This is a genomic window from Micromonospora sp. NPDC004540 (genome assembly GCF_040610095.1).
In the GTDB taxonomy this organism is placed as follows: domain Bacteria; phylum Actinomycetota; class Actinomycetes; order Mycobacteriales; family Micromonosporaceae; genus Micromonospora.
The window spans coordinates 1-14,733 of record NZ_JBEXLR010000133.1; the positions used below are offsets into that span (position 1 = coordinate 1).

Below are 14,733 nucleotides of genomic sequence, written 5' to 3' on the forward strand. Positions count from 1 at the left end.
GCGACGGCCGGCGCCCCGGCGACGAGCAGGGCGACGACGGTGGTGGCGGCCAGGACCCGGGCTCTCATGGAGAGGCACCCTACCCAGCCCGTTCCGGGGCCGGCGCGGCTCACCCGGCGAGCCGCTGCCCGGCCTGGTCAGGGCCGGTCGGCGACCCCGCGCAGCCACCGGCGCTGCCACGGGGTCTCCACGGCGCGCGGGTGGTAGTGCGCGCGAACCCAGGCAACGGCGCGCCCGGGGTCGAGCCCGTCCAGGACGGCCAGCGCGGCGAGGGCGGTGCCGGTCCGGCCGACGCCGCCGTGGCAGGCGGCCTCGACCCGCTCCCCCGCGTACGCCCGGCGCCACGCCTCCCGCAGCGCGTCGAGCGCGTCGGCACGGTCGAGCGGCAGCCAGAAGTCGGGCCAGCGGATCCGGCGGGCCGGCCACGCGGGGTCCGGCCCGGGCGCCAGCAGCAGGGCGAAGTCGGCGGGCGCGGCGGGCGCGGCGATCCGCCGCCCGCGTACGGTGGCGCCGCCGGGCAGCGCGAGCAGGCCCGTGCGGTCCGTCCACGGCTGCATCGGGTCCATCCGGTCATTGTGCGGCGTCCCGCGCCCACCGGGCGTGCAGGTGCCCGCCGGACGTGGTCCGGCGGGCACCCCCACGATCGGTCCGGGCGCTGCCCGGGGTGTCGCAGGGTCAGCGGGAGCCGATCCCGAAGCGACCGCGCCGACGCCAGGCCAGGGAGAGCAGCACGAGCACCGCACCGGCACCGGCGAGGCCGCCGCCGAGCTTCACCGGCGTGCCGAGGCGGTCACCGGTCACCGGCAGGTTGCCGCCGCCGTGCGGCGGGCGGCCGGGCCGCTCCGGCAGGACGACGCCCGTGGCGCTGTCGGTCCGCCGGGACGTCTCTCCGGTGGCGGTGTGGGTGTGCCGGCCGGTCCGGCTGGGCTTGTAGGTGACCTCGAAGTCGCCCTCGCCGTCGGCCGTCACCCGGAAGGTGGTCGGCGCGGGCTGCCCCGGCTGCTGGTAGGCCACCGCGGTCATCGCGACGGTGCTGCCGTCGCTGCGGACCGAGCCCCGCGCGGGCGCCGCGTTGGGGTTCCCGGTGATGGCCACGTCGATCCTCACCGACTCGCCGGGCTGGAACTCGCTGCCCCGGAGCGTGAAGGTCCCGCCGAGGCGGATGGTCGGCGGCGAGATGGTCAGCGTCGCGTTCGGCGGGTACACGGGTGGCTGCGGCTGTGCCGCGCCGGCCGCGGACGGCGTGGCCGCCACGGCCAGGCCGACCGTGAGCGCCATGAAGATGCGGGATAGCCGCATGATGGATTCCCTCCTACTGATCACAGCTTGGTGCGGAAACAACTTGGGTGGTCCACGGGGTGACGGTGGGTGTGAGCACCAGCTCGGCCGTGCCGGCGCTCGTCTTGCCGGTGAGCAGGGTGACGTCGAGGGTCCGGGTACGACCCGGCTTGACCTCGACCTTCGCCACGGTCACCTGGCGACTACCGGCGGTCCCGCTGCCCATCGGGGCGTCCCGGCCGTCCAACCGACCGCCGAGCACCGCCCCTCCGGTCGGCGTGTACACCGACACGAGGGTGCGTGCGGTGTACGGATCGCCGGAGAGCGCGAGGCCGGTGACCGATTCGGCCAGGCCCGACTGCGGGGCGGTGGAGTGGACCGTGACCCGTAGCCGCAGCTCCCGGCGCCCGTCCGGCTGGCAGTCGCCGACCGTCACGGTTGCCGAGAACCTCAGGTAGTAGCCGAGCTTCGCGCCGCTGCCGTCGTTGAGGAACACGCCGACAGCGGGCACGGCGTCCTTCTCGCGGAGCTTCCCGGCCAACCGGCTGTCGCCGAGGGCGCGCTGCTCCGCGGGATGAACACTCCAGAACAATATCCGACGTTCGGTGATAGAACGGTTGAAAACGGTCAAAAGGGCACGGGGATTCGCCGCCTTGGTGAAGAACGCGTCGAACACCGCGGACGCGGCCTGCGCGAAATAGGCGTCCTGCTCCCTGGTGTCGAGCGTCCGGTAGGTGTCGCTGAGCAGCGTCCGGACCACCGTGCTGCCGGCCAGGCTCGGCCGGCCCGGCACGGTGACCGGCCCGATCACGCCGAGCAGGTACGACAGCACCAGCGGATCCACCGCGAGCACCCCGTCCACGGTCGTGCCGGTGCGCCGCCGCACCATCTCCCGGTAGAGCGCCGCCGCGGTCGGGAAGTCCGGGCTGAGGTTGACGTCCGCCGGGTACGTCCCGGGCAGGTCCTTCCAGAGGCGCCGCAACTCCGCGCCGACCGGCAGCGGCGGCGTGAACGACCCCAGGCTGCTCGCGCTGTTCTGGCCGGACATCCGGATCCGGCCGCCCTCGGCCCGCAGCACCGCGTGCGCGCCGAACATGCCGCCGGTGGCGCGCAGCTCGGCCGGGTTCTGCGAGACGAGCAGGTAGCTGCGAGGGCCGTCGGCGCCGAGCAGCGCCGGCAGCAGCCGCGCGCCCTGGTCCGCGGCCGCGGTCAGCTCCCCCAGCCGGTCCAGTTCGGTCCGCAGCCCGGCGACCGCTTCCCGGACCTGTCCGACCAGGTCGTCGGTGGACACCGCGCGTAAGCGCTCACCGGCCTGCCGCACCGACCGGTCGGCGGCGGAGACCTCGGCCGAGACGGCGCGCAGCCGGCCCAGGTCGAGCCTGCCCTCCTTCGGCACCAGCGAGGCGAGGTCGACCCGGAGCAGGGTGGGGAAGGCGAGCCGGGCCAGGTCGTCCACGGCCACCGCGATCTGGCGCACCGCGGCGAGGTCGTCGCCCGCGTACGGGGCCTGCTGGCCGAGCCACCAGCCCGGGTCACCGGTGGCGGTCCGGGCGGCGGCGGCCTGCTCCTGGAGCGCAGCGAGGGTGCGCTGGGCCCGGGCCACGTCGCCGCCGACCACCTGGTTGCTGAGATCCTGCGCCAGCCCGGCCGCGTTGAGCAGGTGCGCCCGGGCCTGCCAGCCGCGGAACCCGACCCAGCCGGCGGTGGCCAGCAGCACCGAGACGACGACCAGCCCGACGAGGAGGACCCGGCGTACGCGGGCCCGACTGCGGCGCCGGGAGCGCCGCCGCCAGCGGGCCGGCCCACCGCTTTCCGTCACACCACTCTCCCCATGCTCGAATCGGACACCAATGACGATTGGTCGCTTTCTAGCATGAATTTCCGGGGCTCTGTGGCGTTATCGGGTTGTTTGGTGCCGTGTGTCGGGTTCCCTGAGGGCCGCCCCGGTCAGCGGCCGGCGGCTCCGGCGCGCGCCGAGACCTCGTGCAGCAGCCCCTCGATGCGGTCGACGCCGGCCCGCAGCGACATCTCCCGCAGGTAGGCGTCGCGCCCTCGGCGGCCCATGTCCACCCGCGCCGGCGGTGGGATCGCCGAGGCGAGCCAGAACCGGTCCGCCAGCGCGGCCCAGTCCTCCGGCGGGCAGGAGAGCCCCGCCCGGGCCCGCTCCACCAGCGCCACCGTGTCGCCGCCGGCCGAGGCGACCACCGGCGCGGCGCAGGACAGCGCGGCCTGGAGCTTGCCGGGCACCATGCCCCGCAGCTCCGGCAGGTCGCGCAGCATGACGAGCTGGTAGTCGGCCGCCGCGTACAGCTCCGGCATGTCCAACGGGGACCGCCGGTCGACGAACCGGACGTTGTCGGCCCGGAGCTCGGCGGCGAGCCCCCGCACCCGCCGCTCCTCGGCTCCCGAGCCGACCAGGACCAGGTCCATCCGGTCGTCCAGCGCGGCCGCCGCGCGCACCGCGGTGTCCAGCCCCTGCCGTACGCCGATCGTGCCGGCGTGCATCACCACGCAGCGGTCGTCCCGGCGGATCAGCCGCCGCGCCGCCCGGCTGGCCTCGGTCGGGCGGAAGATCCGCTCGTCGGTCCAGTTCAGCACCACCCGTACCCGGTCCGGGTCGGCGCCCCCGGCGACCACCAGGTCCCGCATGGAGGGTGCGGTGACCGCGACGGCGCCCGCCTCCTGGTAGATCCGGCGCAGGGTGGCGTCCAGCCGGCCCGACCACCGGCGGGTCTCCCCCGCCCGGGACGGCTCCTCCTCCGGCCAGACGTCCTGCACGTGCAGCACGGTCGGCACCCGGCCGAGCAGCCGCAGCAGGCCGGCCGCGGCGAAGGTGACCGCCGGGAGCTGGAAGACGTACAGGGCGTCGACGTCGCCGAGGTAGCGCCGGCCGGTCAGCGCCACGCTGCCGGCGAAGGAGAGCCAGCTGGCCATCCGCGCCCCGGCGGAGCCGTCACCGCCGGCGTACCGCGGCACCCGGCGGACGGTGAGCCGCTCGCTGTGCGTCTGGTGCCGCCAGCGTTGCCGCCAGCCCGGATAGACGTGGCCGCCGGGATAGTCCGGGAAGCCGGTGAGCACGCGCACCTCGTGGCCGCGGGAGGCCAGGTCCTCGGCCAGGCTGCCGGGGATGAACGCGGGCTCCGGCGGGAAGTGGTACGACAGGATGCCGATCTTCATGGCCGCGCCCCCGGCGCGGCTTCCCGACGGGCGGGCCCCGGCACCCCGTACGATGCCGGCATCCCCTCCGCGTCCGGCCGCGACCGCCGGACCATCGCCGTCGCGGCGCCGCGTCCCGCGACCGTGCCGACGAGAGGGGGGCAGATGGTCGACGGGGTGCTCTTCGTCTGCCACGCCAACATGTGCCGGTCACCGATGGCGGAGTTCATCGCCCGCCGGCTGCTGGGTGACCTGCCGGTCACGGTGACCAGCGCGGGCACCGACGCCGTCGACGGGGCGGCCATGCACCCGTACGCGGTCGAGGTGGCCGCCGGGCCCGGCGCGGACCCGGCGGCGTTCCGCACCCGCCGGCTCCGCCCGGTGCACCTGACCCGCGCCACCCTGGTGCTGACCGCCACCCGGCGGCAGCGCTCGGTCTGCACCGCGCTGGCCCCGGCCGCGCTGCCCCGGACCTTCACGCTCCGCCAGTTCGCCCGGCTGGCCGCCGCGGCCGCCACGCCCGAACCGGCCGAGGCGACCGGACCCGCCGTGCCGCCCGAGGATTCCCCACTGCGGGCGGCGGTGGCGGCGGCCGTCCGCGTCCGGGGGCGGCTGCAACCCGCCGCCCCCGACGCCGACGACCTCCGCGACCCGATCGGCGGCCGGCCCGCCGACTTCCGGCGCTGCGCCGAGGAGATCGAGCGTTCGATCCGACCGGTGCTCGCGCTCATCGGGACAGCCGGGTGAGTTCCTGGGTGTGGTCGCCCACGGGCGCCTTCTCACCGCGCCGGGCCCGGGCCCGGTCCGTGGGCACGGACGGCCCGGCGGCCGGCACGACCACCTTGTACGCCTCGTACTGGTAGGCGTCCGTCTTGGCCACCTTGGCCATGTTCAGCACGCAGCCGAGCAGGCGCACCGAGACCGAGTGCAGCGCGTGGGCCGCGGCGGCCACCTGGCTGCGCGAGGTCCGCCCCTGCTGGGTGACCAGCAGCGCGCCGTCGGCCTGCACGGCCACCACCACGCCGTCGGTGACCGCGAGCAGCGGCGCGGTGTCGATCATCACGATGTCCGCCGACTCGCGCAGCGCCACCAGCAGGTCCGCCATGGCCTTCGAGCCGAGCAGCTCGCTGGGGTTGGGCGGGGTGGCGCCGCTGGGCAGCACCAGCAGCGACTTGTCGCCCCACCGCTGCACCACGTCGCCGACCTGGACGTCGCCGACCAGCACGTCGGTGAGCCCGACTCCGCCGTCCAGGCCGAGGTAGTCGGCGACCTTGGGACGGCGCAGGTCGGCGTCGATGAGCAGCACCCGCCAGCCGGCCTCGGCCAGCGCGATGGCCGTGTTGCAGGCCATGGTGGTCTTGCCCTCGCCCTGGAGGGCGCTGGTGACCGCGATGACCCGGGCCGGCTCGTGCACGTCGACGAAGCGCAGGTTGGTGCGGAGCTTGCGGACCGCCTCGGCGCGCGGCGAGTTGGCCGCCTCGCCGACGATCAGCGGGGCCGCCTTGGCGGCGGACTCGAACGGGATCTCGCCCAGCAACGGGCTGCCGGTCACCCGCTGGAGCGCGGCGGCGTCCCGCATCCGGACGTCGGCCAGCCCGCGCAGCACGGCCAGCCCCGCGCCGAGCAGCAGCCCCAGGAGGCCGCCGATGACCAGGTTTCGCACCGGCTGCGGCGAGACCGGGCTGGAGGTCACCCGGGGACCGCTGACCACCTCCAGCTTGACCGGCGGCGCCTTGCCGTCGGGCGGGGTCTCCACCTTCTGCACCAGCTCGACGAACTTGGCCGAGAGGGTCTCGGTGGTCCTCAGCGCCCGGGTCTGATCGGTGTCGGTGACGGTGGCCTTCAGCAGCACCGTGCCGGCCTCGGTCGAGGTGGTGATCCGGCGCTGCACCTGGTCGGCGGTGAGCCCGAGCGGGGCATCGGCGACCACGCTCTGCGCCAGCCGGTCGCTGGTGAGCAGGTCACCGTAGGACTTCACCCGCTGCTGGAGGAAGAGGCTGCCCTGGTAGGCATCGGTGACGCCCTGGCTCGGCGTGGTGACGAAGAAGGTCACCGATGCCTCGTAGCGGGGCGCCGTGCGGACCGTCACCAGGGCGGCGGCGCCCAGGGCGATCATCACCGTGACCAGCACGATCCACCAGTGGCGTCGGACCAGGCGCAGGTAGCTGGGAACGTCCATCACGCTCCCCCTCGAGACACGCCGGTCTGCCGATGAAACTGCACGAAAGCCCCCTAAGAACCCCAGTACGCGTGCCAGGATCAAAACGCTTATACATCACGGTAAGCGACCCGACGAATGTAAACGACCAGAACCGCACAGACGGTCTAAATCCTCCTATTTCGGAGCACTCACCGAGGCATCCCGTGATCGCCGGCAGCCGGGGTGGCCGCCCTCTCCCTGTTAACGCCGGACCCCGCCTCGTGGTGCGGCTGGGCGGGCTGCCCGATAGGGTCGGAACCGGTGTGCCGGGAAGTCTGGTCGGCGATCACTCCGCCGACCCCTGCTCCCGGAACGGACGCCGCATTGACCGAACGCACCCCGCCGTCGCCCCGCCTGCTGTCCCGCCGGTCCTGGCCGGAGGCCCGCTTCCTGGCCGACGTGCTGCGCACCGAGACGGTCGGCGGCGGGCTGCTCCTGCTCGGTGCGCTGATCGCCCTGCTCTGGGCCAACTCCCCCTGGCGTGCCGCGTACGCCGACCTGGGCGACCGGGTGCCGTGGCCGGGCGGCGCCGGGCTGCACCTGGACCTCAGCCTCGCCGCCTGGGCCGCCGACGGCCTGCTGGCGATCTTCTTCTTCGTGGCCGGCCTGGAGCTCAAGCGGGAGTTCGTGGCCGGCGACCTGCGCGACCCGCGCCGCGCGGCGCTGCCGGTGGTGGCCGCCATGGGTGGCATGGTCGTGCCGGCGCTGGTCTACCTCGCGGTGACGCTCAGCGCCGGCGGGGAGGGGCTGCGCGGCTGGGCCATCCCCACCGCCACCGACATCGCCTTCGCGCTCGCCGTGCTCGCCGTGGTCAGCTCGCACCTGCCGCAGGGCCTACGAGCCTTCCTGCTCACCCTCGCGGTGGTCGACGACCTCTTCGCGATCATCATCATCGCGGTCTTCTACACCGCCGACTTCCACCCGCTGCCGCTGCTCGCCGCGCTGCTGCCGATCGCCGCCTTCGCGCTGCTGGTGCGGCGCCGGCACACCTGGTGGTGGGCGCTGCTCCCGCTCGCGGTGACCGCCTGGGCGCTGGTGCACGCCTCCGGCGTGCACGCCACGGTGGCCGGGGTGCTGCTCGGCTTCACCGTGCCCGTGTTCGCCGCCGGAGGCGGCGGGCCGGGGCTGGCCGAGCGGCTGGAGCACCGGTGGCGGCCCGTCTCGGCGGGCCTCGCGGTGCCGGTGTTCGCGTTCTTCGCCGCCGGGGTGACCCTGGTCGACGTCGACCTGGCCGGGGTCCTCACCGATCCGGTGGTGCTCGGGGTGGCCGCCGGGCTGGTGCTCGGCAAGGCCGTCGGGGTGTTCGGCTCCACGTTCCTGCTCGCCCGGTTCACCAGCGCGGAACTCGACGAGGAGATCACCTGGGCAGACCTGGCCGGGCTGGCCCTGCTGGCCGGCATCGGCTTCACCGTGTCGCTGCTCATCGGCGAGTTGGCGTTCGGGCCGGGCAGCCCCGAGGACGAGCGCGTGAAGGCCGCCGTGCTGCTCGGCTCGCTGGTCTCGGCCGGGCTGGCCTCGACGGTGCTGATCCGGCGCAACCGGGTCTACCGGCGGATCTCCGAACGGGAGAGCCGGGACAGCGACGGCGACGGCGTGCCGGACGTCTACCAGGACGAGACCGCGTAGCGCGGCAACCGGCCCGGCACGCCGCCCGGGGTCACCGCCGGCGGCGGGCCTTCTCCTCCTCCGTCCCGTCGGTCTCCTCCTCCACCGCGTCGGCGTACGGGTCGAGAAGGTCGTCGCCCGGCACCGCGACCTCCTCGGCCCGGTCCTGCTCGTCCGAGCGCGCGCCGGGCGGAGGCTCCGGAGCGGTGCCCTCCCCGGCGAAACCGAACTCGTTGGGCTCGTCGTGTCTGCTCATGCGCGGAACCTCCCGGTCGTCCCATCTGCTCCCGTGGCACCCGCCCGGCGGTGGTCACTCCGCCCCGGCGCGGCCCAGATGTTCATACCCAGGGACGCCGTCCACGATCATCCGGAACCGGGATTCCGCCGCCGCGACCGGTCACCGGCCGCGACGGCGGAACGGAGTCAGGCGAGCTCGGCGACCGCCTCGAAGACCAGCCAGAGGCCGCAGATGGCGAAGAGCACGGCCGCGCCGTACCGGATGGCCTTCTCCGGCAGGTGCCGGCCGAGCAGGCGGCCCACCAGGATCGCCAGGGCGTCGGCGGCGACCATGCCGAGCGTCGAGCCGAGCCAGGTGCCGAACCAGCCGTACTTGGTGGCCAGGGTGATGGTGGCCAGCATGGTCTTGTCGCCCAGTTCGGCGAGGAAGAACGCCACACCGACGGCGACGATCGCGTTGCGGCTGCTCTTCTCCGCCTTCCGCTTCTCCTCCTCGGTCAGCTTGTCGCCGCGCAGCGTCCACGCGCCGAAGCCGAGGAACGCCAGTCCTGCGACGAGCGAGATCCAGCCGGTGGGCAGCGCCGCGTTGAGGCCGTACCCGATGGCGACCGAGGCCAGGTGCACGATCGCGGTGGCGACGGTGATGCCGATGAGCACCGGCACGGGCTTGAACCGCGTGGCGAACGTCAGGGCCATGAGCTGGGACTTGTCGCCCAGCTCGGCGACGAAGATGACGCCGAAGCTGATCACCAGCGCGACGAGGAAACCGTCCATGTGAACCTTCCCGATCAAGCCGGGAGGAGGTGTGGGGCGCCCTCGACCCGGCTGCGACAGCCTGAGTCGAAGGTCTCGCCCGCCCCGGAGACCGGGGCCGCGTGGCCGGATGCGGAGCGCATCAGTATGTCGACCACGACATTGGGGGCTACTCCCCTTCGCGCCGCCCAGCCTAGCCGATCACCAGCAGGTGGGCGGCCGCGGGTGAACAGGCTCACCCGCGGCGCCCCGGCGGCTCAGTCGGCCCGGGCCAGGCTGACCCCGAAGAGCCCGTCCGGGTCGGTCCAGAACGCCTGCCGGACGAAGCCGGCCGCGGCCAGTTCCCGGGCGATCCCCTCCGGGCGGAACTTGGCCGAGACCTCGGTCCGCAGGTCCTCGCCGGCGGCGAACTCGACGTCCAGGTCGAGCACGCGCACCCGGACCGGACGCTCGGCCCGCAGCCGCATCTCGATCCACTCGTGCTCCGGGTCCCAGACCGCCACGTGCCGGAACGCCTCCGGGTCGAAGTCCGCCCCCAGCTCCCGGTTGATCACGCGCAGCACGTTGCGGTTGAACTCGGCCGTCACCCCGGCCGCGTCGTCGTAGGCGGGGACGATCACCGCCGGATCCTTGACCAGGTCGGTGCCGACGAGCAGCCAGTCGCCGGGCTCCAGGGCCGCGCGCGTCGCGGTGAGGAACTCGGCCCGGTCCAGCGGCAGCAGGTTGCCGATGGTCCCGCCGAGGAACAGCACCAGCCGCCGGCCGCCGGTGGGCAGCCGGTCCAGGTGCCGGGTGAAGTCGCCGACGATGCCCCGCACCCGCAACCCCGGGTACGCGGCGGCGATCTGCGCGGTGGACCCGCGCAGCGCGCTCACCGAGACGTCCAGCGGGACGAAGGTGCCCAGGTCGCCGTGGCGGGTGAAGGCGTCGAGCAGCAGCCGGGTCTTCTCCGAGGACCCCGAGCCCAGCTCGATCAGGGTCTTCGCCCCGGTCAGCTCGGCGATGTCGTCGGCGTGCGCGGCCAGCACCGCCCGCTCGGCCCGGGTCGGGTAGTACTCCGGCAGCCGGGTGATCTCCTCGAACAGCTCGCTGCCCCGGGCGTCGTAGAACCATTTCGGTGGCAGCCACTTCGGCGTCGCGGACAGCCCGACCCGGACGTCCTCCCGCAGGCCGCGGCCGAGGTCCTGCTCCTCCAGGTGGATCTCCAGTGGCTCCGCGCTCATCAGCAGTCCTTCCTGTTCCTACCGGTGTGGGAAAAGGGGATGTCAGGCGACCGTCAGCTCCCGGCTGTCCAGCCCGGCGGCGGTGGCCACCACCAGCCGGCCGTCCGGCACCGCCCGCCAGCCGGGGTCGTCGTCGAAGGGCTCCGAGGCCAGCAGCACCGAGTCCGGGGTGCGGCGGACCGACAGCGCGTGCCCGGCCACGCTGGCCGCCACCGTGGCGCCGTCGGTGAGCAGCAGATTGAGGCGCGACCCGGGGGCGGCGGCGGAGACCGCCGCGACGGTCTCGGCCAGCGCGTCGCCGGGCGCCGCGCCGGCCCGCAACCGGTGCCGGACCAGCGCCCAGAGCAGCGCCGAGTCGCTCGGCACCTCCAGGGTCAGCAGGTCGCGGACGGGCAGCCCGGCGGCGAGCGGCACCAGGCTGTCGGGCCAGCCCCGGACCACCCCGTTGTGGCTGAACAGCCAGCGGCCCTCGGCGAACGGCGCGGCCGCCGTCTCGTGCAGCGGCATGCCGACCGTGGCGGACCGGACGGCGGCCAGCACCGCGCCCACGACGGTCACGGCGGCCAGCTCCGGCAGGGTGGTGTCGCTCCACAGCGGCTGCGCCCGGCGGTAGCGGACCGGGTCGCCGTCGTCCGGGTACCAGCCCACGCCGAAGCCGTCCGCGTTGATCGTGCCGCCGCCGCGCATGTCGCGCGGCGCCCACGACTGCCGCAGCAGCCCGTACGGCGGGTCGAGGAGCAAACTGCGCAGGCTGACCGGCGGACCGAGGTAGGCCAGGTGGCGGCACATCAGGCGGCACCGCCGGTCACGCCGCCGCACCGCTCCGCGGCGCGGCGGCGCGACGCGCGGACCGACTGAGCCGAATGGTTCGCTCGCTGCGCTCGCTCACGCCGCCTCCTCGGGGCGGGCGTCGCGGGCGCAGCGGAAGCCGCTGAAGATCTGCCGCCGGATCGGGTAGTCCCAGTTGCGGAAGGTGCCCCGGCAGGCCGACCGGTCGGTGCCGAACGAGCCGCCACGCAGCACCCGGTAGTCGTCGCCGAAGAAGACCTCCGAGTATTCCCGGTAGGGGAACGCCACGAAGCCCGGGTGGCCCCGGAAGGTGGTCGAGGTCCACTCCCAGACGTCACCGATGAGCTGGTGCACGCCCAGCGGGGAGGCACCGTCCGGGTACGCGCCCACCGGCGCCGGCCACAGGTGCCGCTGCCCCAGGTTCGCTTGCGCGCCGGTCGGGTCCGCGTCGCCCCACGGGTGGCGGCGGGACCGGCCGGTCGCCGGGTCCCAGCGGGCCGCCTTCTCCCACTCCGCCTCGGTCGGCAGCCGTTTGCCGGCCCACGCCGCATACGCCTCCGCCTCGTGGAAGCAGACGTGCACCACCGGCTCGTCGTCGCGCACCGGGGACCAGCGGCCGAACCGCCGGTACGCCCACCCGTCCCCGTCGCGCCGCCAGTGCATCGGGGCGCTGAGCCCGGCCTCGACCCGGTGCCGCCAGCCGGCCCCGCTCCACCAGCGCGGCTCGTCGTAGCCGCCGTCGGCGATGAAGGCGCGGTACTGCCCGTTGGTGACCGGCGCCGCGTCGATGACGTACGCCGGCAGGTCGACGGTGTGCGCGGGGCGCTCGTTGTCCAGCGCCCACGGGTCGGTGGAGGTGCCCATGGTGAACGGCCCGGCCGGCACCAGCACCTCGCCGCCGACCCGGGCCCGCGGCTCGGGCGGCGGCGGGGCGCCCAGCACCGGGCCGCCGGCGCGCAGCTGGTGGGTGGCGAGCATGGTCTCGTCGTGCTGCTGCTCGTGCTGGACGATCATGCCGAACGCGAAGCCGTCCTCGACCAGCTTCCGGTCGGTGAACCGGATCCCGTCCAGCAGGTCGTGGACCTTGTCCCGGACGGTGCGCACGTAGGCCCGCGCCTCGGCCGGCGGCAGCAGCGGCAGCGCCGGCCGGTCCTTGCGGGGTTGCTTGAACGCGTCGTACAGGTCGTCGATGTCGTGGCGCACCGGTTCGCGCCCGCCGACGTCGCGGACCAGCCACAGCTCCTCCTGGTTGCCGACGTGCGCCAGGTCCCAGACCAGCGGGGACATCAGCGTGGAGTGCTGCCGCACCAGGTCGTCGTCGTCCACCGCGTCGGTCAGCAGCGCGGTCCGCGCGCGGGTGCGCTCCAGCTCGGCCGCGATCCGGCTGCGCAACTGCTCGCCGTCCGTGGCCGGCCGTTCCGTCGTGGTCACCGGTCTCCCCTCTCCGCGGCGGCGCGGCGCCGCCGGATCGCTCGACTCGTCTCGTCGTGGATGCCGGCCGGCAGGTCCAGCCGGGGCAGGGCCGCCAGGGCCAGGTCGAACAGGGCCGCCGCGGCGGTGGCCAGCGGTCGCTCGGCCAGCCCGCGCCGGGCCGCCGCGGACCAGCGGTCGGCGACCGGGGCGGCGACGGCCAGCGCGTCCCGGGTGGTGCCCGGGTCGGCGAAGAGCGCGGCCAGCACCGCCAGCGGCACCGTCCAGTCCCGGCCGGGCTGGGTGTCCAGATAGCGGATCTCGAGATAGCCGCGCGGGCGGACCGGCGGGAAGAGCGTGCTGAGGTGGTATTCCAGGTCGTCGGTGGTCGGCGGGTGCGGCAGCGCCCCGGCCAGCCAGTCCGCGAAGGTGACGCCCGGAGGAGGGGTCCAGTCCGGCCCGTCGTCGCGGAGGCAGAGCAGCGGCGCGGCGAGCGCGTACCCGGCCCAGGCGGCGACCGGATCGCGGTCGGCGCGGGCCGGCGACCAGACCGGCCGGGTGCGCGCCGGGTCGATGGCCAGCCAGGCGGCCATCCGGGTGGAGGCCCAGCCGGTGCGGCGGCCGGCGTGCCGGTCGGCGGTGGCGAAAGCGGCCAGCAGCGGCGGCCCGACGGCGTGCGCGGCGGCCCACCGCTCGGCCAGCCGGTCCGGCTCGCCCGCGTCCAGGCAGACCTGGAGCCCGGCGGTGCTGTACATCATGGCCCGGCCGGCCGGCCCGTGCCGGTCGAGGACGTCGCGCATGGCCCGGTAGCGCGGGGTCTCCACGACGGGGCGCGGGGGGCGCCAGGGGTCCATGCCGGTGCGGCCCAGCACGAGGCCGGCGGCGTCCAGGAGGGCCCGCAGCTCGGCGAGGTCGGCCTCGGTGGCCAGGATGAGCGCGGCGACCGACGGTCGCGGCGCGGAGGAGATCTCCACCTGCCCGCCCGGCTCCACGGTCACGGTGCCACCGCGCCGGAGCCCGGCGGCCGGGCTGGTGGGGTCGAGGGTGACGGGGCTGTGCCGTCCCAGCGCCCGGCGCAGTCGTTCGCGGTCGACCGGGCGGGTCGGGTCCGCGGCGTCGTGCACCGTCCATTCCAGCTCGACACCGGTCAGGGTGGGTGGCCCGGTCTTGAAGCAGATCCTGGCGATGTGCCCGTGGGCCTCCGCCTCGTCCCGCAGGACGGTCGTCCGGTCCAGCTCCGGCGACATCACCAAGAGACGACTCCTCTCCCCGGGTGGGCGACCACGCTGTCGGCCGGGGCGCCCCGGCCGGGCGTCCGCGGGTCCCACCATCTTCTGTCTAGCAGACGGAATTCGCTCGCCCGAGGAGATGAATTTTTGTCCGGAATCCGGTTGCCGCCGAGTCCGGGCCGCTCAGCGGCCCGGGGCGGCGGTCGGCTTCCCGGTCCGTTCCGCCGGGGTGGCGGTCGGCTTTCCGGTCCGGCGCGCCGGCGTGGCGTTCGCGGACGGCGTCGCCTCGCTGGCGTCGGCCGACGGCTTCGGCGTGGTCTCCGGGGACTTCTCCGGCACCAGGGCCAGGCAGTAGCCCTCGACCCGGTCGGCGCCGCCGGCGGCGGAGACCAGGTCGGCGAAGGCCGGGGTCTCCAGCGCCCGGGCCCGCTGCCGGTCGGACTTCGACAGGTAGGAGCGGCACAGCCCGGCGAGCTTTCCGGCGCTCGCTGGCCGGCCCGGGCCCCCGGAGGTCGGCGCGGCGGACGGGACCCCACCGGACGGCCCGGCGGTCGGGGTGGCGTCCCCGGGCCGCGTCGGCGTGTCGGACCCGCTCGTGCCGGTGCTGCCGGCGGTGGTCGGCGCGGGCGGCGCCGCCGGTTCCGGGCTCCCGTCGAGGCTCACCGCGGCGAACGCGGCCCCGGCGGTGGCGGTGGCGGCGATGCCGGCCAGCACCGCGCCGACCCGCAGGCGGTGGCGCGGTCGCGGCGCCGCCGGGGCGCAGCAGGGACCGCCCCGGCAGGGCGGTGGATGAGGTGGTCATGCGGTCACCACCTTGGCGCGGCGGACCAGGAAGGCGAGCAGCGGGGCGCCG

At 75.2% G+C, this 14,733-nt stretch carries 14 protein-coding genes; 2 read left to right on the plus strand and 12 right to left on the minus strand.

The genetic code is table 11. From position 1 onward, the window contains the following. Positions 1-137: 137 nt before the first annotated feature. From ABZV78_RS29045 to ABZV78_RS29060, 4 genes are all read right to left on the minus strand, one after another. The gene (locus ABZV78_RS29045; RefSeq protein ID WP_355643662.1) at positions 138-566 is read right to left on the minus strand and encodes a protein phosphatase; all 429 of its coding nucleotides are present in this window, start codon (positions 564-566) and stop codon (positions 138-140) included. A 109-nt stretch (positions 567-675) separates the two neighbouring features. After that, on the minus strand, positions 676-1,299 hold the full coding sequence (locus ABZV78_RS29050) for a hypothetical protein (protein WP_355643664.1): 624 nt from the start codon (positions 1,297-1,299) through the stop codon (positions 676-678). A 13-nt stretch (positions 1,300-1,312) separates the two neighbouring features. Continuing rightward, a complete protein-coding gene (locus ABZV78_RS29055; RefSeq protein ID WP_355643666.1) occupies positions 1,313-3,097 on the minus strand; it encodes a DUF4012 domain-containing protein in 1,785 nt (594 codons plus the stop codon). 128 nt (positions 3,098-3,225) lie between these two features. After that, positions 3,226-4,455 (minus strand): glycosyltransferase family 4 protein, encoded by a 1,230-nt coding sequence (locus ABZV78_RS29060; RefSeq protein WP_355643668.1) that lies wholly within the window; start codon positions 4,453-4,455, stop codon positions 3,226-3,228. 144 nt (positions 4,456-4,599) lie between these two features. Here ABZV78_RS29060 and ABZV78_RS29065 point away from each other — a divergent pair, with 144 nt between their 5' ends. Then, on the plus strand, positions 4,600-5,181 hold the full coding sequence (locus ABZV78_RS29065; protein WP_355643670.1) for a low molecular weight phosphatase family protein: 582 nt from the start codon (positions 4,600-4,602) through the stop codon (positions 5,179-5,181). Here ABZV78_RS29065 and ABZV78_RS29070 read toward each other — a convergent pair. Then, positions 5,162-6,613, minus strand: coding sequence for a polysaccharide biosynthesis tyrosine autokinase (locus ABZV78_RS29070; RefSeq protein WP_355643672.1), 1,452 nt, complete (start codon positions 6,611-6,613; stop codon positions 5,162-5,164). The genes ABZV78_RS29065 and ABZV78_RS29070 overlap by 20 nt on opposite strands. Before the next feature lie 345 nt (positions 6,614-6,958). Here ABZV78_RS29070 and nhaA point away from each other — a divergent pair, with 345 nt between their 5' ends. Beyond that, on the plus strand, positions 6,959-8,260 hold the full coding sequence (gene nhaA / locus ABZV78_RS29075) for a Na+/H+ antiporter NhaA (protein ID WP_355643673.1): 1,302 nt from the start codon (positions 6,959-6,961) through the stop codon (positions 8,258-8,260). A 31-nt stretch (positions 8,261-8,291) separates the two neighbouring features. On the opposite strand, the gene ABZV78_RS29080 is transcribed toward nhaA, so the two are convergent. The 7 genes from ABZV78_RS29080 to ABZV78_RS29110 form a co-directional block, all read right to left on the minus strand. Further along, positions 8,292-8,495: a hypothetical protein gene (locus ABZV78_RS29080; protein WP_355643675.1), complete on the minus strand. Its 204-nt coding sequence runs from the start codon at positions 8,493-8,495 to the stop codon at positions 8,292-8,294. Between the two features lie 167 nt (positions 8,496-8,662). Next, positions 8,663-9,250 carry a TMEM165/GDT1 family protein gene (locus tag ABZV78_RS29085; protein ID WP_355643676.1) on the minus strand — a complete coding sequence of 196 codons (588 nt, stop codon included), beginning with the start codon at positions 9,248-9,250 and terminating at the stop codon, positions 8,663-8,665. A 236-nt stretch (positions 9,251-9,486) separates the two neighbouring features. Next, positions 9,487-10,452, minus strand: coding sequence for an L-histidine N(alpha)-methyltransferase (egtD, locus tag ABZV78_RS29090; RefSeq protein ID WP_355643678.1), 966 nt, complete (start codon positions 10,450-10,452; stop codon positions 9,487-9,489). A 42-nt stretch (positions 10,453-10,494) separates the two neighbouring features. Further along, on the minus strand, positions 10,495-11,241 hold the full coding sequence (gene egtC, locus ABZV78_RS29095; RefSeq protein ID WP_355643680.1) for an ergothioneine biosynthesis protein EgtC: 747 nt from the start codon (positions 11,239-11,241) through the stop codon (positions 10,495-10,497). Between the two features lie 96 nt (positions 11,242-11,337). Then, positions 11,338-12,672 carry an ergothioneine biosynthesis protein EgtB gene (egtB, locus tag ABZV78_RS29100; RefSeq protein ID WP_355643682.1) on the minus strand — a complete coding sequence of 445 codons (1,335 nt, stop codon included), beginning with the start codon at positions 12,670-12,672 and terminating at the stop codon, positions 11,338-11,340. Continuing rightward, a complete protein-coding gene (gene egtA, locus ABZV78_RS29105; protein WP_355643684.1) occupies positions 12,669-13,904 on the minus strand; it encodes an ergothioneine biosynthesis glutamate--cysteine ligase EgtA in 1,236 nt (411 codons plus the stop codon). Before egtA ends, egtB begins: the two co-directional genes overlap by 4 nt. Positions 13,905-14,063: 159 nt before the next feature. Continuing rightward, the gene (locus ABZV78_RS29110) at positions 14,064-14,594 is read right to left on the minus strand and encodes a hypothetical protein (RefSeq protein WP_355643686.1); all 531 of its coding nucleotides are present in this window, start codon (positions 14,592-14,594) and stop codon (positions 14,064-14,066) included. Positions 14,595-14,733: the final 139 nt, after the last annotated feature.